This is a genomic window from uncultured Lentibacter sp., from assembly GCF_937123735.1.
Lineage (GTDB): Bacteria > Pseudomonadota > Alphaproteobacteria > Rhodobacterales > Rhodobacteraceae > Lentibacter.
The window spans coordinates 1-19,590 of sequence record NZ_CAKZKL010000039.1; the positions used below are offsets into that span (position 1 = coordinate 1).

Genomic DNA, 19,590 nt, shown 5'->3' on the forward strand with positions numbered 1-19,590 from the left:
TGGCGCACCCGAGAGGATTCGAACCTCTGGCCTCTGCCTTCGGAGGGCAGCGCTCTATCCAGCTGAGCTACGGGTGCACTGCGGGTTCTATAGCCCCCCCCGCGCAGGCTCGCAATCACGAATATCGCTGGACAAAGCCCGCAGACGCGCAAAAATGCGGGTATGACAGTTTCTAACCCGCCCCTTTGGAGTCTCGTGCTGGTGCAAACCGTGGTTTCGGCTGCGTCTTTGGTGGTGGAGATCGTGGCAGGGCGAATGCTTGCGCCCTATGTCGGCATGTCGCTTTACACTTGGACGGCCGTGATTGCCGTCGTGCTGGCGGGGTTTTCTGCTGGGCACTGGTGGGGCGGGCTGCTTGCTAGCAAGCCTCAGGCGCAGGCGCTGCGCCAGACCGGTTGGGTGCTGCTCGGGGCGGCCCTCACAACTGCGCTCGCCGTCAGCGTGTTGCATGGTATTGCGGGGCCGCTCCTTGCTGCGGTCGCGCATCCGCTCTGGGCGATTGTCGCGCTTTGCACGGGGGCGTTTTTTCTGCCCTCTCTCTTTGCCGGGGTGCCAGCGCCGGTGCTCGCACAGATCGGGGCGCAAACGTCCGTTCAGTCCGGGCGCGCGCTTGGGGCGCTTTTTGCCGCCGGGGCGCTGGGGGCCATTTTGGGCACGCTGCTGGCCGGGTTTGTCTTCATTTCCTATCTCGGCTCCACGCTCACGCTGGCGCTGGTGGCGGCGGTTTACGTTGCGATGGCGGTGCTGTGTTTCAGCCTCGCGGGGCGGCTGCCGCGCACGGCGCTTGCGGCCAGCCTGCTGTCGCTGGTGCTTGCGGGCTATGCGCTGGCCGCGCCCAGCCCCTGCGATCGGGAATCAGACCACTTCTGCATCCGCACCATCGTGCTTTCAGACGATCCTGAGGCCCCGGTGCATATGATGGTTCTCGACCACCTCGTGCATGGCACCAGCGCCCGGGCCAGCCCGCTTTTGATGTTCACCGATCATGCCGCCATGCTGGACAGCCTCGCTCGGCTGCGTGCGCCCCGCCCTGATTTCAGCAGCTTCTTCATCGGCGGCGGCAGCTACTCACTGCCTCGCGCCATGGCCACACGCGGCACAGGCCCGATCACCGTGGCCGAGATAGACCCGGCAGTCACCGAGCTTGCGGTGCAACGGTTCTGGTTTGATCCCACCAGCGCCACGGTGCTGCACGAAGACGCCCGCAGCGCCCTCGCCCGCCGTGCGGCGCGCTATGATATGATCATCGGAGACGCTTTCGCGGATATCGCCGTGCCCCAACACCTGATCACACAGGAGTTTTTCCAGCTCGTGCGCAGCCGCCTAACCCCCCAGGGCAGCTTTCTGATGAATGTCATCGACCATGAAGACCGCCTGCAAACGCTCGGCGCGGTGCTGCGCACATTGGCGACGGTCTTTGAGGAGCTGGAAGTCTGGACAGAGGCGCGCCAGCCAGACGCGGGCGCGCGGATGGTGTTTGTTATCGCTGCCGGTCAAAGCCGCACCCGCTCTGACAGCTTCACCACAGGCACCCCTGACCCAACGCGCTTTGCCGCCCTCTCAGACAGGATGGTTGCGCAGATCATGCGCGCCGACAGCCTGATCCTGACAGATGATTTTGCACCGATCGACCGCCTCATGGGCCTGCGCGCCCAATAACAAGCGCCGCACGGCGCGGTGACAGCGCCCGATCACCCCAGCAAATTATGCGCCAGCTCCAAAGCCTCGACCAGCACATCCACTTCCTCGCGCGTGTTATAAAGCCCAAAGCTCGCGCGGCAGGTGGCGCTCAGGCCCAGATGCTCCATCAAAGGTTGCGCACAATGCTGGCCAGCCCGCACGGCAACGCCCTTCTTGTCCAGAATGGTCGAAATATCATGCGCATGGGCCGCGCCTTGCATGGTAAAACTAAAGATCGCGGCCTTGTCAGGCGTTGTGCCTTGCAGCTCCAGCCAGTTCAACCCACCAAGCCGCGTGCGCGCATAGGCGGCCAAACCGGCCTCATGGGCGGCCACATTCTCCATGCCCAGCTCCATAAGATACTCCAACGCCACACCCAGCCCAATGGTCTGCACAATCCCGGGCGTGCCCGCTTCAAAGCGCATCGGGCCGCTGGTATAGGAGACAGCTTCCTTGGTCACATCGCGGATCATATCGCCCCCGCCCATAAAGGGGCGCATCTCTTCCATCCGCTCGCGCTTGACATAAATCGCGCCAGAGCCGGAAGGGCCATAAAGCTTATGCCCCGTGATGGCGTAAAAATCACAGCCCATCTCGGCCACATTCACCGGCGCATGCACAGCCCCTTGCGAGCCATCCACCAGCACAGCGACACCCTTCTCGCGCGCCGCCGCGCAAATACGTGTCACATCCACATGGGTGCCCAGCACATTGGAGAGCTGGGTGATGGCCACAAGCTTGGTCTTGGGGCCAATGGCCGCGATAACCTTCTCGGCATCCAGCGCGCCGGTGGGCTCCACATCAACCCACTTGAGCTGAACCCCCTGCCGCTCGCGCAGGAAATGCCAGGGGACGATATTGGCATGATGCTCCATCAGCGACAGAACAATCTCATCACCCGCCTCAAGCCGTGGCGCGGCCCAGGCATAAGAGACCATGTTTATCCCCTCGGTTGTGCCCGAATTGAGGATAATCTCCTCCTCTGAGCCCGCGCCCAGAAAGCGCGCCACAATCGCACGCACAGCTTCGTAGCGCTCGGTCGAAATATTGCTCAGCGTGTGCAAGCCGCGGTGCACATTGGCATATTCCTGCGCATAGCCGCGGTGCACCGCATCAATCACCGCCTGAGGTTTCTGCGCCGAGGCGCCATTGTCCAGATAGACAAGCGGTTTGCCGTTGATCTGGCGGCTCAAAATGGGAAAATCGGCACGGATCTTGGAAACATCATACATGAGCGACTCCCGAGGGCATGATCAGCCCGATAAGGGTGAGAAGAAACAAAAGCCCCACAGCCATCAGCAACAGCGACAACGCCACCGTGCCAATGCCCTTGATCAGGCTCTCAAAGTGATGCGCGCCGCTCAGCAACCCGATGAGCGCATACAGTAGCCAGATGTTGCCCAAAAACGAGAGCAGCTGCGCCAAGGCCAACGAGACAAAGCCCAGCCCCAAAATGGCCAGGCTCATCGCCAGCCCGACAAACTGCCACCAGGTCAGCACAGCCAGAACCCCCTCAAGACGGCCCTGCCCGCCAAGCATCCGCCCGCCGGCAAGAAAGGCAAAAACTGACATCACCAAAGCCAAGGCCACCGTCACAGCCACCCGCAGAGGGCTGCTGAAATAGCTGATCATGAAGGTGATTTGCGCCGTCTCTTCAGCGCTCAACCCCTCAAACCCTTGCGGTGGTTGCGCTTGAAACCCCAGCGAAAACAAGAGCGCATTGAGCACCGCCGCCAGCAACAACGCCAACCAAAGCACATCGCGCGAAAGGTTAAGCGCCATCACCGTTTGCGCCGCCGCAACCGGCTGTAGGAGCGTGGCTTTCACAAGCTCTCTAATGTCCATGCGTTGCACTTTCCTTTGCCGCCGCGCGGCTGCCACTCAGCCAAAACCATAAAAAGACTACGAGCCAAAGCGCCCCAACGATCATTCGCGGTGGCCCATCGCCCAGAAATCCGGTGACCAGCCCATGCAAGAGCATCAAGGGCGAGGCCGCCAAAAGCGCCCAGAAAAGCGCGATGCGAAAGGCCCAGGCCTTGCCCTTTAAGCCAAGTGCCCGCCCCAGCCCAAAGGCCAGACTGGCCAGCACATAAAGGACAAGCGGCATGATGAAGAGCCATGAAAACAGCGCGCCGCCAAGCAACATGCTCACATCTTGCCCCGACAAATGCGCCTGCCGCGAAAGCGCGGGCCATGTGCTGACAAAAACCACCGCACAGCCCGCCATGAGAATGGCCACCGCACGATCCTCGCGCTGGCCCGCCGCGGCAAACCGGCGCAACACCCGCGCCGGGCCGCGATAGGTCGCCACAATGTCCATCACAACCGACATGGATCAGTCACGGTGCCGCACAAGCCAGCCCTCAAGCCGCCCCGTGATCTCGTCAGCCAATGCTGCGTCTTCCACCTCTTCAACGGCTTCCGCCAAAAACGCCAGCGTCATAAGGTCGGTCGCCACATCCTGCGGAACGCCGCGCGCCCGCAGATAAAAGAGCGCATCTTCGTCAATCGCCCCGGTGGTGGAGCCATGCGAACAAGCCACATCATCGGCGTAAATCTCAAGCTCGGGCTTGGCCAGAAACTGGCTGTCGCCATCCAGCAAAAGAGACTGTGACTTTTGGTAGCCGTCGGTCTTTTGTGCGTCAGGCTTCACAAGGATCTTGCCCTGAAAAACGCCCGTCGCCCCGTTGCGCAGCACCTTCTTGAAGACCTGACGGCTCTCGCAATTCACTGCGTCATGGGTGATGAACACCGTGTCATCATGCACAAAATCGCCATCGCCAAGCGCCGCTCCGGCCACATGGGCCGTGGCATTGTCGCCGGTGAACTCGATGATGCACTCATTGCGCGTCAGACGGCCATTGACTGTAAGCGTGAAGCTCTTGAACACGCTTTCGCGCCCCAGCTCAACAAACATATGCGTCACCGCGCGGCGCTCGTGGTCGCGGCCCTGCGCACGCACATGATGCAGCTCCGCGCCATCGGCCACACGCGCCTCAAGGCATTTGTTAAACCGCGCCGCCGCCGGCCCGTTTTCCAAAAGCGTGAGCGAGGCCCCCGCCTCCACTTTCACCACATGATGCAAGGTGGCATCCGAGCTGTCACTCTCGTGGCGATAGATCAGGCTCACCGGCTTGCTCGGCGTTTTTGTCACACGGATCAGCACACCATCGCTTGCAAAAGCCGTGTTGAGCGCCGCCAAAGGCCGTTCCACAGGGTCTTGCCCGCGCTCTTCGAGCTTGCCGTAAATGTCTCCAGCCCAGGAAATATCCGCCGCATCCGCAAGGCGCGAAATTTCCACACTCTCCAGCGCCAGATCGTCAGAGGCGGCAGCATCAAAGACACCGTCCACAAAGACAATCTTGAGCCGATCAAAGCTGTCAAACACCGGCGCCTCATCATGCACAAACACCGCCGCGTGCGGCGCGTCTGCCTGCGTGAGCGTGTCGGGGCGGGTGAATTTCCAATATTCATCGCGCCGCGACGGCAGACCCATCCGCTCGACCCGCGCCAAAGCCGCCGCACGGGCGGGCGTGGCCCAATTGGCACTCTTAGGCGCGCTCATGGCGTCCAGCCGCGTGGCCGCCGCCGCCTGCTTGGATTTCAGAATTGCCGTCATCATGCCACCTCGGCCAGAATATCTGCATAGCCGTTGTTTTCCACCTCAAGCGCCAGCTCGGGGCCGCCTGATTTCACAATCCGGCCATCCGCCATGATATGCACCACATCGGGTTTGATATGGTCGAGCAGACGCTGATAATGGGTGATCACAAGAAAGCCGCGGCCCTCGTTGCGCAGCGCGTTCACGCCATCGGCCACAAGCTTCATCGCGTCCACATCAAGGCCCGAGTCAGTCTCGTCGAGCACACACATGCGCGGCTCCAGCATGGCCATCTGCAAAATCTCGTTGCGCTTCTTCTCGCCGCCGGAGAAGCCCACATTCACCGGGCGCTTGAGCATCTCAGCATCAATCTTGAGCTCCTTGGCCTTGGCGCGGATCACTTTCAGAAACTCGGTCGAGGACATTTCCTCCTCACCACGCGCCTTGCGCTGCGCGTTCACAGCGGTGCGCAGGAAGGTCATGTTGCCCACCCCGGGAATTTCCACAGGGTATTGAAACGCCAGAAACAGCCCGAGCGCCGCGCGCTCCTCTGGTTCCAGCTCCAACAGGTCATCCCCGTCCAGTGTGGCACTGCCGCCAGTCACTTCATAGCCCTCTTTGCCCGAAAGCACATAAGACAGCGTCGATTTGCCAGAGCCGTTCGGCCCCATGATCGCATGCACCTTCCCGGCTTCCACCGTCAGGTTCACCCCCTTGAGGATTTGCTTGTCTTCTTCTTCCAGTTTCACCCGCAGGTCTCTGATTTCCAACATAGTCGCGCCTTTCCTTAATGTGTCGCCCCAGCCTTCAAATGGGCTGGAAAATCTCTGATCAGTCTCTCTTTTGCCTCGGCAACCGCGCTGGCATAGGGCAGATCACCCGTCGCCAGCCCGGGCAATGCCGCAGCGATGTCCTCATGGCGCAGGGGCAGTGGCATCACCCGCCCAACCCCTGCGGCATAGTCGTAATACTTAAGCCGCCCGTGCTGCATCGGGTCGAGCCATGTGTTGGGAACCCCGTAGCTGTCTGCCACAATCAGCCCGTGCAAACTTGAAGAGATCACATGCGCACAGCGCCCGATCTCGCGGCACACCTGCTCAGGGCTTTGCTGCACATCAATATAATGCAGCGCCGGCTGCGCCTGTAACAGCGCCGTCACCCGCGGATCCCCCAACTGGGCATGGTGCAAAACCAACCCGACCTTGTCCTCGCGCACAGGGCGCTCTCCAAGCGCCTCTGCCGTCAACACTCCCGGGTCTGCAAAGCTCTCGGTCTTCACCCCCAGCAAGGCGGCGCTGATCGGCCCGCGCAACATGGCAATGTCCACATGTGCAACAAAATCATTGCGCAAAGCACCCATCATGCCCGTGCCCCAAATAACAGGCCGATGCGCCGGGCGCGTGTCCTTGCCCCAAACCCGCTTGGCAAATTGCAAAATGGAGCCAACCGCAAACAGCTCGGCGTCGCGCGGCTGCGCATGGACAACAGCGCGCCCGCTGGCATAGCCCGTCACAATCCGGCTCAGCACATCGCCAAAATTGGGTTTGGCATCCCACCAATAAAGCTTGAGTGGCGCAGCTGCCATCGTCAGTGGCCCCCGTTCCGGCCCAAGCGCGGCGCAACATGGCTCTCATAAAGCGCCATCAACTTGTCAGAGCCACGCGCCACAACTGCCGCCACCACAGCTCCCACAATCCAGGCAGGCACATCAAGCCAGTTGAGCACAAGCCCAAGAGCAGCCCCCGCCACAACCGGCACCACAAGGGCTTTGTTGGTTTCGATAAAGCTTGAAATGGTCTCTTTCATGGGGCGCACTCTCTCGCAAAAAGGTCATCGGCACGCGCCCTGCCAAGGGCTGCGTGGCACATATCAAAGGAGCCCCGCACAGACCAGCCGTGCAGGTTCAAACCGGGTAAAGGTGTTGCCGTTCGGGTCAGAGGCGGCTTTGCATCAGGCTGCGCAACCCGCGCAAGCGGCTGTGAAGAGCGGCCTCTTCGCTCTGTTTTTGCACCAGATAGGCGGGCGAAAACATCTGCTGCCACAGCGCGGGCACCTGTTGAGCCACTCTGGCCTCGCCCACAAACATCAGCGCAAAGCCCGCCGCCAGCCAGACCAGCCGCAGCTTTCGGCGCACCAGTAGCAGAAGGCACAGCGCAAAGCCTGCCCCCAACACCAGATCGGCCCCATGGCGCAAAAACGCCCCATCCCAGCCCGACAGGCTGGACAGCGCCGCAAAATAAGGCGCCACAAGATGATGGCTGGCCAGCCGCCCTAACAGAAGCGCCAAACCGCCCAGAGCCAAGCCCGCGGCTGGGCGCAGCACAAAATGCACACACCATCCGGCCAGCCCGGCCTGTCTGCCAGACTGGACCGCGCTTTGAGCGGCGCGGGCGCGCTTGATCTGGGCGGCGCTGATCCGTGTTTCGTTGACCGCGCCCTCGCCCGCAATCAGCTGGCGTGCGGCCCCCTCTTCGCGGGCGATCCGCCCGATCCGCGCCTGAAACGCATCCAGATTCCTGTTGAGCATTGGCGCCCCTCACTTCATGACCTGCCATAAAGGTTAACGGGCCAGTCGGGCATAAATACGGCAAAAGCCGCGCGTTTTTGCGCAGGGCTTCTGGCGCATCTGGGCCATATGTGGGGGCGCGCAGGCGCATCAGCCAACCGAGCCTTCCAGGCTGATTGCCACGAGCTGCTGGGCTTCCATGGCAAACTCCATCGGCAAGGCTTGCAGCACTTCCTTGGCAAAACCATTGACGATCAGCGCCACGGCCTCTTCCTCGCCAATGCCGCGCTGGCGGCAGTAAAACATCTGCTCGTCATCCACCTTGGAGGTCGTCGCCTCATGCTCCACCCGGCTCGAATTGTTCTTCACTTCAATATACGGCACCGTATGGGCACCACATTTGTCGCCGATCAGCAGGCTGTCGCATTGGGTGTAGTTGCGCGAGTTCTTCGCCTTGGGGTGCATGGACACCAGCCCACGATAAGTGTTCTGCGCCACCCCCGCGCTGATCCCCTTTGAGACGATCCGGCTCTTGGTGTTTTTGCCAAGGTGGATCATCTTGGTGCCGGTGTCGGCCTGCTGGTGGTTGTTGGTGATGGCAATCGAGTAAAATTCGCCCTGGCTGTCATCGCCGCGCAAAATGCAGCTCGGATATTTCCACGTCACCGCCGAGCCGGTCTCCACTTGGGTCCACATCACCTTGGCCCGGTCGCCCCGGCAATCGGCGCGCTTGGTCACAAAGTTGTAAATCCCGCCCTTGCCGGTCTCGTCGCCCGGATACCAGTTCTGCACCGTCGAATACTTCACCTCGGCATCTTCCTCGATGATAATCTCGACAACAGCCGCATGAAGCTGGCTCGTGTCACGCTGCGGCGCGGTGCAGCCCTCAAGATAGCTCACATAGCTGCCCTTATCGGCAATAATGAGCGTGCGCTCAAACTGCCCGGTGTTCTCCGCATTGATGCGGAAATAGGTCGATAGCTCCATCGGGCAGCGCACGCCGGGGGGCACATAAACAAACGAACCGTCCGAGAAGACCGCCGAATTGAGCGTCGCATAATAATTGTCCGTCACCGGCACAACCGAGCCGAGATATTTCTTCACAAGCTCCGGATGCTCGCGGATGGCTTCAGAAATCGAGCAAAAAATCACACCCGCCTCTTTGAGCTCCTTTTGAAAGGTCGTGCCAACCGAAACAGAATCAAACACCGCGTCCACCGCAACCTTGCGGGGCGCATCGGTGAGCTCTTCCGCGCCCTCCACACCGGCCAGAAGCATCTGCTCCTTAAGCGGGATCCCAAGCTTGGCATAGGTCGCCAGAAGCTTCGGGTCGACCTCGTCCAGAGATTTTGGCTTCACTTCCATACTCTTGGGGCGCGCGTAATAATACTGGTCCTGAAAGTCGATCTCGGGGTAATCCACCATCGCCCAGTCTGGCTCTTTCTGCTCTTTCCAGCGAGCATAAGCATCCAGCCGCCAGTCGGTCATCCACTGGGGCTCCTCGTTCTTGGCCGAAATCAGCCGCACGATATCCTCGTCAAGTCCGAGCGGCGCATAGTCCATCTCGATCTCGGTTTCCCAACCGTATTTATACTTTTCGCCAAGCGAGCGCACAGCCTCAACTGTTTCTTCCTCGACACCGTCTTTGACAATCACGTCACTCATGGCAAATTCCTTTTTCATCCTGTTCGCTCACACCGCCCTCAGGCGGCCTTGTCCTGTCTCTTCTTGGCCCGCGCCGTCCAGACTTCGGCAAAGCGCAGCACATCTTCCGCTGTCGTCTCAAGCCCGAGGCTCACGCGCACACCGCAGCCCGCCTCAGCCTCCTCAAAGCCCATCGCCCTCAGCACAGGGCTCACCTTCACCTTGCCGCTCGAGCAAGCCGAGCCCGCCGAAATCGCAAATCCTGCCAGGTCCATCTGCATAACCTGGGTCTCCCCCTTCCAGCCGGGGCTGACAAAACAGGAGGTGTTGGGCAAGCGCCGCCCCCCTTTCCCGACCAAAATAGGTGGTTTAGGCCCAGCCACAAGGGCCGCCTCCAACAAATCCCGTGTCTCTTCTACTGCGTCCCACCGGCCCCGGATCACATCCTGCGCCGCCGCCTCGGCCGCCGCCGCAAATCCGGCTATGCCAATCAGGTTCTCCGTGCCCGCGCGGCGGCCCATCTCCTGCCCGCCGCCCTTGAGCACCGGATCCAGATCAATCCCGCGCCGCATCACAAGCGCGCCCACACCCTTCGGCCCGCCCAGCTTATGCGCCGAAACAATCGCCATCAGCGGCCCGGAGCGCAGAAAATCCACCGCCACCTTACCAAAGCCCTGGGTGAAATCACTCATCCAAAGCCCCTCGGGCACATCCTGCATCACACCGGTCTCCGAATTGGCCAGCTGCAATGTGGCAAAGCCCGGCTCGGGCACAAAAACCTGCCCCCCGGCGTTTGCCGTGAGCGCCACATCACACCAGCTCGCCACCGCGTCATGCTCAACACCGCTGCAAACCACCCCGCGCCCCGCCAAGGCCATCGCCGCCGCCTCGGTGGCCGAGCCGGTAAAGACAATCTCCGCGCCAGACGCGCCCAAAGCTTCGGCAAGCCGCGCGCGACAGCCCTCCAGAAACGCCTTCGCCCGCCGCCCCTCGGCATGAACAGACGAGGGGTTGCCAACCATATCCTCGGCCTCAGCCATCGCCGCGCGCGCCTCAGCCCGCAAAGGCGTGGTCGCATTATGATCGAGATAAACCCGGCTCACAGACCCTGCCCCGCAGTCACAAACCCCAAGCCCTTTTTTATTGCCACAAATATCCCGGGGGTCTGGGGGCTGGCCCCCAGTTTCCCCTGCGTCTGGGGGCTGGCCCCCAGTTTGCCCCGTGTCTGGGGGCTGGCCCCCAGCACCGCGACGCGCGCAGCGCGGCGCAAAACCTGTCTCGCCGCAGGCGAGGCCATATGCTCAGAAAAGCTCATGCCTCATCCACCACGGCAAAAAGTGACGGCACAGCCGGGCAAGGTGCGAGCTCGTTCTTGATCACATCCGAGAGCCGCGCGGCGTGCAGATAGACATAAACATGCGCGCTCAAACCCTCCCAGAGCCGGTTGGTCATCGATTGCGCCCGGCTGCCAGACGCCGCACCGCTTGCGCCCGCGCCCTTTTGCAGCGCGTCCACCGTCTCGTCCACCGCCGCCAGCACATCCACAACCCGAATGTCGCCAGGGCTGCGCGCCAGCTTGTAGCCGCCCCCCGGCCCGCGCACCGATGCCACAAGCTGTGCACGGCGCAGTTTCACAAAGAGCTGCTCCAGATAAGGCAAAGAGATGTCCTGGCGCTTGGAAATATCTCCAAGCGTCACCAAAGCACCCTCGCCCTGAAGCGCAATATCCGCCAGCGCGACCATCGCATATCTGCCCTTGGTGCTGAGCTTCACTTTATCCCCTCTTTCGCCTTTGCCTTAAAGCCGCTTGTTGACCTCGCCTGCATCACAGACTATCTCGCTATCAACACTAGGCATCCCGTCTAGATTTAGAATAGTTCTAATATGCTCGACGGATTTCGTCAAGATTAGCCGCGCGCATTTTCAAGGAAGAGAAGACACGACATGCCCGAGGTAATCTTTCCTGGTCCAGAAGGCCGTCTTGAAGGCCGCTACCACCCCCAGCCAGAGCGTGACGCGCCCATCGCCATCGTGCTGCATCCGCATCCGCAATTCGGCGGGACGATGAACAACAAGGTGGTCTACAACCTGCATTATGCCTTTTACAACATGGGCTTCACCGTCTTGCGGTTTAACTTTCGCGGCGTGGGCCGATCTCAAGGTGAATATGATCAGGGCGTGGGCGAGCTCTCTGATGCGGCCTCGGCACTGGATTATCTGCAATCCATGAACAACAATTCCAAGCACTGCTGGGTCGCGGGCTTCTCTTTTGGCGCCTGGATCGGGATGCAGCTGCTCATGCGCCGCCCTGAGATCACCGGCTTCATCTCGGTCAGCCCGCCCGCGAATATGTATGACTTCTCCTTCCTTGCGCCCTGCCCCTCCTCGGGTCTCGTGATCAACGGCACCTCAGACCGTGTCGCGCCGCCTGCGGACACGCGCACGCTGGTGAGCAAGCTGCATGAACAAAAAGGCATCACTGTCACCCATGAAGAGGTCGACGGCGCCGGCCATTTCTTTGAAAAAGACCACATGGACACGATGGTGGACAGCGTGCAAGGCTACGTCAAACGCCGGCTCACGGAGAACTCTCGCTGATGTCCACGATGCAGGAAACCGCCTCAAGACTGGCGGATGACACCCTCAAGATCATGGAAAAATCAGGCGACGATCGCTTGCACTTTGAAGTGGCCGACCTCTTGGGGAAATCCTCGCAAACCCTCGAAGAAGCCTACCTGACAGAGGTGCGCGTGCGCATGGCAGGCAAGGCCGCGCGGGCGTTTTTGCACAAAAAAGCGCAGGCGCTGCTGGACGCCCAGAAGCCGCAGGAATGAGCGCGCGCCTGACTGCCCAGATGGCCTTCCTGATGGAGGCCGACAAGCTCAAGCAAATTACCCGCGCCACCAAACTCGCCGATGGCAGCCGCTACGAGAATTCCGGCGAGCACTCCTGGCACATTGCGCTCTTTGCGCTGGTTCTGGGCGCCGATGCCCCGTCTGGCGTGCGCGTGGACCGTGTGATCCGTATGCTGCTTCTGCATGATATTGTCGAGATCGACGCAGGGGACGCGCCGATCTTTGGCGATCACGACCCCGCCGACATGGCCGCCGCCGAACAGGCCGCGGCCGAGCGCCTCTTCGGCCTTCTGCCGCCGGATCAGGGCGCAGAATTCCGCGCGCTCTGGGAAGAATTCGAAGCCGCAGAAACGCCCGACGCGCGCTTTGCCAAATCGCTTGACCGCTTCCAGCCCCCCAACCAGAACCTCGCCGCCGATGGCGGCTCCTGGGCCGATTATGGCACGCGCTATGACCAGTTTGAGGCGCGCGTCGGCACCCAGATCAAACGCGGCGCACCCTGGCTCTGGGACTGGCTGAAGCCCAAAGCCGCCGCATGGTTTGAGGCGCGGGGGAAGCTCTGATCGTTCGAATTTGCTACGCAAATCCGACCCGCTGGGGGACGCTGTCCCCCAGACCTAAGCAGTTCGCAACGCGAACGCGAACCTGACAGAGGGCACTTGCTGCGTGGAGTCAGGCCCTGGGATATTTGTGGCAATAAGAAAGGGCTATAGGCGCGGGATTTGGGGCGCGGCGCTTTCGGGCAAGCGGCCTGTGGGGCGCGGATCGGGAGAGATTTCAACGCAACGCTTGTAAGGCCTGAAGCCTGAGCGGATGTAAAAGGCCAGCGCATTCGGGTGATCAAGCGTGCAGGTGTGCACAAACAGGCGCGTAATGTTTTGCGCCCAGGCCTTTGTGAGCGCATGGGTCATCAGCCAGCGCCCCGCACCGCCGCCGACATAGTCCGGCGCAAGGCCGAAATAGGCCAGCTCGCACTGCCCCGCTGCGCGAAAATCAAGCTCCAACAGCCCCGCATCGGCCGCGCCTTTGCGTGCAATGTACAGATGCACCTGCGCATCTGTCAGGATCGCTTTAAGCGCAGCGTCGTCCAGTTGCAGCCGCGCATCCCAGAGATAATCGCCCCCCACAGCGCGAAACAGCGCGCGGTAGCGGGCGAGATCAGGCGCTGTGACACGCTCCAGCGTGAGCTCAACCTCCGGCACAGCGCGCAGCGCAGGCAAGCCATGCATCTCAAGATAGGTCACAACCGAGGCCGTATGCCCCTCAGGCACATCGTGATAACCGCTCTCAAGCATGCGCCTTTGCCTTTCTGGCCTTCTTTTCATCGGCCACTTTCTGCGCCAGATCCCGCGCAATCGCGAAGGCGCCCTTGATCTTGTCGCCGTCGCTCTTCCAGTCACGGCGCACCACGATCTTGTTGTCGCGCACCTTTGCCAGCCCTTTCTGGTCGCGGATGAACTCCACGAGCCCCGCAGGCGAGGCGAATTTGTCATTGTAAAATTGCACCGTTGCGCCCTTGGGTCCGCCATCGAGCTTGGCAATCCCGGCCTTTTTGCACATCGCCTTGATCCGCACGACCAGCAAAAGCGTGTTCACCTCGCGCGGCAATGTCCCGAAGCGGTCAATCAGCTCGGCGGCAAAACCCTCCAGCTCCACCTTGCCCTGCAGGCTGCTCAGGCGGCGATAGAGCCCAAGCCGCACATCCAGATCCGGCACATAGGCCTCCGGGATCAGAACCGGCACCCCAAGGTTAATCTGCGGAGACCACTCGCCATCTTCCACAATCCCCTCGGCCTCGCCCGCCCGGATTTTGGCAATCGCCTCCTCCAGCATCTGCTGATACAGCTCATAGCCCACATCGCGCATCTGGCCGGACTGCTCCTCGCCCAGCAAATTCCCCGCGCCGCGAATGTCCAGATCCTGACTGGCCAAAGTGAAGCCTGCACCCAAAGTATCCAGGCTGCCCAACACGCGCAGCCGCTTCTCGGCTGTTGCGGTCAGAGGCTTGCGCGGCTTGGTGGTGAGGTAGGCATAGGCCCGCGTCTTGGAGCGGCCCACGCGACCGCGTATCTGGTAGAGCTGTGCGAGGCCAAACATATCGGCGCGGTGAATGACCATCGTGTTCGCTGTCGGAATATCCAGCCCGCTCTCCACAATCGTTGTGGCCAAGAGCACATCATATTTGCCGTCATAAAAGGCGTTCATACGGTCATCCAGCTCGCCCGCCGCCATCTGCCCATGGGCAATCCCATAAGACACCTCCGGCACATGGGTCTTGAGGAAATCCTCGATCTCCGCCAAATCCGACACGCGCGGAACCACATAAAAGCTCTGCCCGCCGCGATAATGCTCGCGTAGCAAGGCCTCGCGGATCGTCACCCCGTCAAACTCGCTCACATAGGTGCGAATGGCGAGCCGATCAACCGGCGGGGTGCCGATGATGCTCAGGTCGCGCACCCCTGACAGGCTCAGCTGCAAGGTTCGAGGGATCGGCGTCGCGGTGAGCGTGAGCACATGCACATCCGAGCGCAGCTGTTTGAGCCGTTCCTTGTGCCCCACGCCAAAATGCTGCTCCTCATCAATGATCAAGAGCCCCAAGTCCTTGAACCGAATGTCTTTTGCCAAAAGCGCATGGGTGCCGATGACAATATCCACCGTGCCATCCTTGATCCCTTCGCGGGTCAGCTTGGCGTCCTTCGTGCTGACAAAGCGGCTCAGCGGGCGCACCTGTAGCGGGAAGCCGCGGAAACGCTCCGCAAAGCTCTTGTAGTGCTGACGCGCGAGCAGCGTTGTCGGCGCAATCACGGCCACCTGCGCCCCCTGCATCGCCGCCACAAAGGCCGCGCGCATGGCCACTTCGGTTTTGCCAAAGCCCACATCCCCACAGATCAGCCGGTCCATCGGCTGGCCAGAGCCAAGGTCAGTGAGCACGTCCTCAATCGCGACGAGCTGATCGTCGGTTTCCTGAAAAGGAAAGCGCGTGGCAAACTCCTCCCAGGCGTGGGCCATCGGCTCCATCACGGGCGCACGGCGCAGCGCGCGCTCGGCGGCCACGCGGATGAGCTTGTCGGCCATCTCGCGAATGCGCGCCTTGAGCTTGGCCTTCTTGGCCTGCCACGCGCCGCCACCCAAACGGTCCAAGAGGCCCTCTTCATGGCCATAACGGCTGAGCAGTTCGATGTTTTCAACCGGCAGGTAAAGCGTTGTCTTTTCGGCATATTCCAGCTTGAGACACTCATGCGCCGCGCCAAGCGCTGTCACCACCTCAAGCCCGTGATAGCGCCCCACACCGTGATCGACGTGGACAATCAAATCTCCCGCCGAAAGGCTCTGCGCCTCGGTCAGGAAGTTGTCGGCGCGCCGTTTGCGGCGCGGCGCGCGGATGAGCCTGTCGCCCAGCACATCCTGCTCGGCAATCACCGTGAGATCGGGCGCATCAAAGCCGTGCTCCAGCGGCCAGACCGCCAGATGCAGCCCCCGCTTGCCGATGCGCGTGGCGTCGCGCACCGTGACAGCGCCGCTGAGGCCTTCATCTTCCAGCAAGCCTTCGATGCGCTCGCGCGCGCCCTCCGAATAGCTTGCCAGAAGCACCGGCTTTTCAGCCATCTTCGCTTGAATATGGTCTTTCAAAACACTGAAAAGATTGGCGCTTTCCGCCTGGCGCTCTGGCGCAAAATTGCGCCCGATCCGCCCGCCCGCGTCAATCACCCCCGCGCCCGTGGGCTGGGGCAGCGTCACCAAGCGAAGCGCGCGAAACGGGGCGATGGCCGCGCTCCAGGCCGCCTCGTTTAGGTAAAGCTGTTCGGCCGGCACGGGCTTATAGACCGTGTCCATCTTGGAGCGCGCGCCCTGCGCCAGCTTGCGGGTCTCGTATTGGTCCACAATACTGTCCCACCGCGCCGCACGCTTGGTCTCCAGCCCCTCATCAAGGCTCAGCGACGCCTCGGGCATGTAGTCAAAAATCGTCTCAAGCCGCGCGTGAAAGAACGGCAGCCAATGCTCCATACCGGCGTGCTTGCGCCCGGCAGAAACAGCCTCATAGAGCGGATCATCCGTTCCGGCGGCGCCAAATTCCAGCCGGTAGTTCTGCCGGAAGCGCAAAATCGCCGCCTCATCGAGCAAAACCTCCGAAACAGGCGCCAGCTCCACCGCGGTCATCGTCTCCGTGGTGCGCTGGCTCACAGGGTCAAAGCGGCGCACCCCGTCCAGCACATCACCAAAGAAATCAAGCCTGACAGGCCCGCCATCCCCGGGCGGAAAAATGTCGATGATCCCGCCGCGAATGGCATAATCGCCCGGCTCCGTTACCGTCGGGCTTTGCGAAAAGCCCATGCGCACCAGAAAGTTGCGCAACGCCTCCTCATTCACCCGCTCGCCCACCCGCGCCTTGAACGCCGCCTCGCGCAGCACCTCGCGTGCGGGCAGATACTGCATCGCCGCACTCAGCGTGGTGAGCAGCACAAAAGGCTTGGGCCGGCTGTGCACCAGCCCCGCCAGCGTGGCCATGCGGCTGGCGGAAATATCGGGGTTGGGCGAGACACGGTCAAACGGCAAACAGTCCCACGCGGGAAAGGCAAAGACAGGCAGCGCAGGCGCAAAAAAGCCGAGCGCCGCCTGCATCGCCGCCATGCGCTTGTCATCGCGCGCAATGTGCAACAGCGCCCCGCTTTTTTCGGCCTCTGCGGCCAGCAGCTTGGCGTCAAAGCCCTCCGGCGCACCGCTCACGGTGATTTGTGTCATCCCGGATGCCCCATCTCTAAAGCGCACTATAGGTCAGGTTCTGGTACATGCCCCAAAGCGCTGTCACAAAAATCGACAGCATCCCGATCATCTGGGTGATCATCCGCTGCCGCCCAAGGAGCTTATAAAGCCGCGCCCCCTGGGCCTGTTGATCTGCAATCGTGCGCGCCACCCAAAGCGAGCTGACCCCCACAAAGCACATGGGGCAGGCCAGCAAAAACACCGCCTGCGCAAATTCATAGGCATACACAAAGCCCAGCAACACCAGCATGGTGAGGAAAAAACAGGCAAAGCCCGCCAGCCAAAGGCCCGAAACCCGCGCAATATGCAACAACCGGTTGGTGTTGATGCGCACAATGTCATGCAGGTCGGTGTCATATTGGTCCTGGCTGCGCTGCGCCCTGAGCACCATATCCCACGGCACGCCCAAAACCCAATGCGACGCGGTCGACCACATCACAGCCAGCGCAATCCAGAACCACAGGTTTGAAAACGAGCGCATATCAATCAGCTCAAATACGGTCGAATACCAGTCCAAGGCCCGCGCCCCTCACATTGTTTGGCCTCTCATAGCGCGCAGCGCAGGCAATTCCTACCCTTGAGGTGGCGCAATTTCCGTGACAGTTTCATAGAGCACAAATTTCGGAGTTTCCCATGCGCGCGATACAGGCTTCCTTCCCCGCAACACGGCTGCGCCGCACCCGTCAAAGCGCAGGTATCCGCGCGCTTGTGGCCGAAAACACCCTCACCCCAGAGGATCTGATCTGGCCGCTCTTCGTGCGCGAGGGCGAGGGCGTGGAAGAGCCCGTGCCCTCCATGCCCGGTGTTGTGCGCCGCTCGGTGGACAAGGTGGTTCAGGCCGCCCGCGAGGCCCATGCCCTCGGCATCCCCGCGATCTGCCTCTTTCCCTATACTTCCGCCGCCAACCGCACCGCCGATTGCGCCGAGGCCTGGAACCCCGACAACCTCTCCAACCGCGCCACCCGCGCCATCAAGGAAGCCGTGCCAGACATCGCCATCATGACAGATGTGGCGCTTGACCCCTACTCCGACACCGGCCACGACGGCTTCGTGGTTGATGGCAAGATCGTCAATGACGAAACAGTGGAGGCCCTCGTCAAACAGGCCCTCAGCCAGGCCGAAGCGGGCGTTGATATCATCGGCCCAAGCGACATGATGGATGGGCGCATCGCCGCGCTCAGAGCCGCGCTTGAAACTGCGGGCCACAAGGATGTGCTGCTGCTGTCTTACGCCGCCAAATACGCCTCCGCCTTCTACGGCCCCTTCCGCGATGCGGTCGGCGCAGCCGATGCCCTGAAGGGCGACAAGAAAACCTACCAGATGGATCCCGCCAATTCCGACGAGGCCCTGCGCACCGTGGCGCGCGATCTGGCCGAAGGGGCCGACATGGTCATGGTCAAGCCCGGAATGCCCTATCTCGACATCTGCCGCCGCGTCAAAGACGCCTACGGCGCGCCCACCTACGCCTATCAGGTCTCCGGCGAATACGCGATGATCATGGCCGCCGCCCAGAACGGCTGGATCGACGGCGACAAGGCCATGCTCGAAAGCCTCATGTGCTTCAAGCGCGCGGGCTGTGACGGTATTCTCACCTATTTCGCCCCGCAAGCGGCCCGCGCGCTGGGCTAACGCGCCCCCGCCAACGCAAAACCGGCACAAAACCGGGCGCATACGGGGCCAACATCGGCCCACACCCGCCAGCGCATCTGCCGAGCTTATGTGCGCCGCCTTGCCCGCCTGCACGGCCAGTTTCGCGTGACACCCAACCCAAAACGCGGTATACTAGAGCCAAGCTGGGCCAAACCAGCACCCCTCAGGCAATACGGCAGTGACATCATGACCCCACTTTCACGCAGATCTTTCGCATTTGGCGCCCTCGCAGGCGCAAGCCTTTTGGCCGGCTGCGGCAACGGCATCGGCTCCAACGGCGGCTCAGCCATTGATGCGCGGGTCGATCAGACCCTCGATTTTCTCTATTCCGAATACCCCTCCACGCGCAGCCTGGCCCAAAAATCGGTCGGTATGCTGATCATGCCGCTGATCACCGAAGCAGGCTTTGGCGTGGGCGGCGGCTACGGGCGCGGCGCGCTGCGCGTCAATGACGCAACCGTCGATTATTATTCCGCCGCCAAAGGCAGCTTTGGCTTGCAGATCGGCGCCCAGCAATACGCCCATGTTCTGTTTTTCATGACCGAAGACTCGCTGATGAACTTCCGCCGCTCGCGCGGCTGGGCCGCCGGCGCCGATGTGGAATATGTCTTCAAAGACCGCGGCGAAAACATCCGCGCCGAAACCACAACCGCAACCGCCCCCGTGCTGGCTGTCGTCTTTGGCCAGGCGGGCCTGCATGTGGGCGCCACGCTCGAGGGCGTGAAATACTCGCGCATCATCCCCTAACACAGACCGGGCCGCGGGATCTTCTCCCACCCGCAAGCGCCCTGAAGACTCCCTCCCCACATCATCGGGGAGGGTTTTTTACAGCCGCCATACCACCCCCCGGGCAGCTCCAGCCGTCAAAAGACATTCCTGCCCTTTCTTATTGC

The 19,590-nt window shown here is 61.6% G+C and carries 20 protein-coding genes and 1 tRNA gene; 6 read left to right on the forward strand and 15 right to left on the reverse strand.

Translation table 11 applies throughout. The features are described 5' to 3' along the window. Positions 1-77, reverse strand: a tRNA-Arg gene (locus Q0478_RS12250). Positions 78-162: 85 nt separating this feature from the next. On the opposite strand from Q0478_RS12250, the gene Q0478_RS12255 reads away from it, so the two are divergent. Then, positions 163-1,659, forward strand: coding sequence for a fused MFS/spermidine synthase (locus tag Q0478_RS12255; protein WP_298679672.1), 1,497 nt, complete (start codon positions 163-165; stop codon positions 1,657-1,659). A gap of 32 nt (positions 1,660-1,691) precedes the next feature. Here Q0478_RS12255 and Q0478_RS12260 read toward each other — a convergent pair whose 3' ends face one another. From Q0478_RS12260 to Q0478_RS12310, 11 genes are all read right to left on the reverse strand, one after another. After that, entirely contained in the window at positions 1,692-2,912 is a 1,221-nt protein-coding gene (locus Q0478_RS12260) for a cysteine desulfurase (protein WP_298679674.1), read from the reverse strand. After that, positions 2,905-3,525: a YIP1 family protein gene (locus Q0478_RS12265; RefSeq protein ID WP_298679676.1), complete on the reverse strand. Its 621-nt coding sequence runs from the start codon at positions 3,523-3,525 to the stop codon at positions 2,905-2,907. Before Q0478_RS12265 ends, Q0478_RS12260 begins: the two co-directional genes overlap by 8 nt. Then, positions 3,515-4,012, reverse strand: a complete 498-nt coding sequence (locus tag Q0478_RS12270) for a YIP1 family protein (RefSeq protein ID WP_298679678.1) — start codon at positions 4,010-4,012, stop codon at positions 3,515-3,517. The genes Q0478_RS12265 and Q0478_RS12270 overlap by 11 nt, the downstream gene beginning before the upstream one ends. A gap of 3 nt (positions 4,013-4,015) precedes the next feature. Continuing rightward, positions 4,016-5,299 carry a SufD family Fe-S cluster assembly protein gene (locus Q0478_RS12275; protein ID WP_298679680.1) on the reverse strand — a complete coding sequence of 428 codons (1,284 nt, stop codon included), beginning with the start codon at positions 5,297-5,299 and terminating at the stop codon, positions 4,016-4,018. Continuing rightward, positions 5,299-6,054 carry a Fe-S cluster assembly ATPase SufC gene (gene sufC, locus Q0478_RS12280; protein WP_298679682.1) on the reverse strand — a complete coding sequence of 252 codons (756 nt, stop codon included), beginning with the start codon at positions 6,052-6,054 and terminating at the stop codon, positions 5,299-5,301. Before sufC ends, Q0478_RS12275 begins: the two co-directional genes overlap by 1 nt. A 14-nt stretch (positions 6,055-6,068) precedes the next feature. Beyond that, the gene (locus Q0478_RS12285) at positions 6,069-6,866 is read right to left on the reverse strand and encodes a polysaccharide pyruvyl transferase family protein (protein ID WP_298679684.1); all 798 of its coding nucleotides are present in this window, start codon (positions 6,864-6,866) and stop codon (positions 6,069-6,071) included. A 2-nt stretch (positions 6,867-6,868) separates the two neighbouring features. Then, positions 6,869-7,087, reverse strand: a complete 219-nt coding sequence (locus Q0478_RS12290) for a hypothetical protein (RefSeq protein WP_298679686.1) — start codon at positions 7,085-7,087, stop codon at positions 6,869-6,871. A gap of 127 nt (positions 7,088-7,214) precedes the next feature. Next, the gene (locus Q0478_RS12295) at positions 7,215-7,808 is read right to left on the reverse strand and encodes a hypothetical protein (protein WP_298679689.1); all 594 of its coding nucleotides are present in this window, start codon (positions 7,806-7,808) and stop codon (positions 7,215-7,217) included. Between the two features lie 129 nt (positions 7,809-7,937). Then, positions 7,938-9,452, reverse strand: a complete 1,515-nt coding sequence (gene sufB / locus Q0478_RS12300) for a Fe-S cluster assembly protein SufB (RefSeq protein ID WP_298679691.1) — start codon at positions 9,450-9,452, stop codon at positions 7,938-7,940. Positions 9,453-9,490: 38 nt separating this feature from the next. Then, on the reverse strand, positions 9,491-10,534 hold the full coding sequence (locus tag Q0478_RS12305; protein ID WP_298679693.1) for an aminotransferase class V-fold PLP-dependent enzyme: 1,044 nt from the start codon (positions 10,532-10,534) through the stop codon (positions 9,491-9,493). A gap of 208 nt (positions 10,535-10,742) precedes the next feature. Beyond that, positions 10,743-11,204 (reverse strand): Rrf2 family transcriptional regulator, encoded by a 462-nt coding sequence (locus Q0478_RS12310; protein ID WP_298679695.1) that lies wholly within the window; start codon positions 11,202-11,204, stop codon positions 10,743-10,745. A 171-nt stretch (positions 11,205-11,375) separates the two neighbouring features. On the opposite strand from Q0478_RS12310, the gene Q0478_RS12315 reads away from it, so the two are divergent. The 3 genes from Q0478_RS12315 to Q0478_RS12325 are packed head-to-tail and all read left to right on the forward strand — an operon-like array spanning position 11,376 to position 12,849. After that, positions 11,376-12,029 carry an alpha/beta hydrolase gene (locus tag Q0478_RS12315; RefSeq protein ID WP_298679697.1) on the forward strand — a complete coding sequence of 218 codons (654 nt, stop codon included), beginning with the start codon at positions 11,376-11,378 and terminating at the stop codon, positions 12,027-12,029. Next, complete coding sequence (locus tag Q0478_RS12320; RefSeq protein ID WP_298679699.1) at positions 12,029-12,265, forward strand: hypothetical protein; 237 nt, start codon at positions 12,029-12,031, stop codon at positions 12,263-12,265. Before Q0478_RS12315 ends, Q0478_RS12320 begins: the two co-directional genes overlap by 1 nt. Then, entirely contained in the window at positions 12,262-12,849 is a 588-nt protein-coding gene (locus tag Q0478_RS12325) for an HD family hydrolase (protein WP_298679701.1), read from the forward strand. Before Q0478_RS12320 ends, Q0478_RS12325 begins: the two co-directional genes overlap by 4 nt. A 144-nt stretch (positions 12,850-12,993) precedes the next feature. On the opposite strand, the gene Q0478_RS12330 is transcribed toward Q0478_RS12325, so the two are convergent. From Q0478_RS12330 to Q0478_RS12340, 3 genes are read right to left on the reverse strand one after another with little or no spacing between them, the layout of a single operon-like run. Beyond that, positions 12,994-13,581, reverse strand: coding sequence for a GNAT family N-acetyltransferase (locus tag Q0478_RS12330; RefSeq protein ID WP_298679703.1), 588 nt, complete (start codon positions 13,579-13,581; stop codon positions 12,994-12,996). Next, positions 13,574-17,026: a transcription-repair coupling factor gene (mfd, locus tag Q0478_RS12335; protein WP_298679705.1), complete on the reverse strand. Its 3,453-nt coding sequence runs from the start codon at positions 17,024-17,026 to the stop codon at positions 13,574-13,576. The genes Q0478_RS12330 and mfd overlap by 8 nt, the downstream gene beginning before the upstream one ends. A gap of 16 nt (positions 17,027-17,042) precedes the next feature. After that, on the reverse strand, positions 17,043-17,564 hold the full coding sequence (locus Q0478_RS12340; RefSeq protein ID WP_298679707.1) for a component of SufBCD complex: 522 nt from the start codon (positions 17,562-17,564) through the stop codon (positions 17,043-17,045). Between the two features lie 116 nt (positions 17,565-17,680). Here Q0478_RS12340 and hemB point away from each other — a divergent pair, with 116 nt between their 5' ends. Beyond that, on the forward strand, positions 17,681-18,676 hold the full coding sequence (gene hemB / locus Q0478_RS12345; RefSeq protein WP_298679709.1) for a porphobilinogen synthase: 996 nt from the start codon (positions 17,681-17,683) through the stop codon (positions 18,674-18,676). A 207-nt stretch (positions 18,677-18,883) separates the two neighbouring features. Continuing rightward, positions 18,884-19,444 (forward strand): YSC84-related protein, encoded by a 561-nt coding sequence (locus tag Q0478_RS12350; protein WP_298679711.1) that lies wholly within the window; start codon positions 18,884-18,886, stop codon positions 19,442-19,444. The last annotated feature ends 146 nt before the right edge of the window (positions 19,445-19,590 follow it).

Coding starts and splice junctions, on each gene's coding strand:
- Q0478_RS12255 (WP_298679672.1), top strand. CDS start 163: ATGACAGTTTCTAACCCGCCCCTTTGGAGTCTCGTGCTGGTGCAAACC.
- Q0478_RS12260 (WP_298679674.1), bottom strand. CDS start 2,912: ATGTATGATGTTTCCAAGATCCGTGCCGATTTTCCCATTTTGAGCCGC.
- Q0478_RS12265 (WP_298679676.1), bottom strand. CDS start 3,525: ATGGACATTAGAGAGCTTGTGAAAGCCACGCTCCTACAGCCGGTTGCG.
- Q0478_RS12270 (WP_298679678.1), bottom strand. CDS start 4,012: ATGTCGGTTGTGATGGACATTGTGGCGACCTATCGCGGCCCGGCGCGG.
- Q0478_RS12275 (WP_298679680.1), bottom strand. CDS start 5,299: ATGACGGCAATTCTGAAATCCAAGCAGGCGGCGGCGGCCACGCGGCTG.
- sufC (WP_298679682.1), bottom strand. CDS start 6,054: ATGTTGGAAATCAGAGACCTGCGGGTGAAACTGGAAGAAGAAGACAAG.
- Q0478_RS12285 (WP_298679684.1), bottom strand. CDS start 6,866: ATGGCAGCTGCGCCACTCAAGCTTTATTGGTGGGATGCCAAACCCAAT.
- Q0478_RS12290 (WP_298679686.1), bottom strand. CDS start 7,087: ATGAAAGAGACCATTTCAAGCTTTATCGAAACCAACAAAGCCCTTGTG.
- Q0478_RS12295 (WP_298679689.1), bottom strand. CDS start 7,808: ATGCTCAACAGGAATCTGGATGCGTTTCAGGCGCGGATCGGGCGGATC.
- sufB (WP_298679691.1), bottom strand. CDS start 9,452: ATGAGTGACGTGATTGTCAAAGACGGTGTCGAGGAAGAAACAGTTGAG.
- Q0478_RS12315 (WP_298679697.1), top strand. CDS start 11,376: ATGCCCGAGGTAATCTTTCCTGGTCCAGAAGGCCGTCTTGAAGGCCGC.
- Q0478_RS12320 (WP_298679699.1), top strand. CDS start 12,029: ATGTCCACGATGCAGGAAACCGCCTCAAGACTGGCGGATGACACCCTC.
- Q0478_RS12325 (WP_298679701.1), top strand. CDS start 12,262: ATGAGCGCGCGCCTGACTGCCCAGATGGCCTTCCTGATGGAGGCCGAC.
- Q0478_RS12330 (WP_298679703.1), bottom strand. CDS start 13,581: ATGCTTGAGAGCGGTTATCACGATGTGCCTGAGGGGCATACGGCCTCG.
- mfd (WP_298679705.1), bottom strand. CDS start 17,026: ATGACACAAATCACCGTGAGCGGTGCGCCGGAGGGCTTTGACGCCAAG.
- hemB (WP_298679709.1), top strand. CDS start 17,681: ATGCGCGCGATACAGGCTTCCTTCCCCGCAACACGGCTGCGCCGCACC.
- Q0478_RS12350 (WP_298679711.1), top strand. CDS start 18,884: ATGACCCCACTTTCACGCAGATCTTTCGCATTTGGCGCCCTCGCAGGC.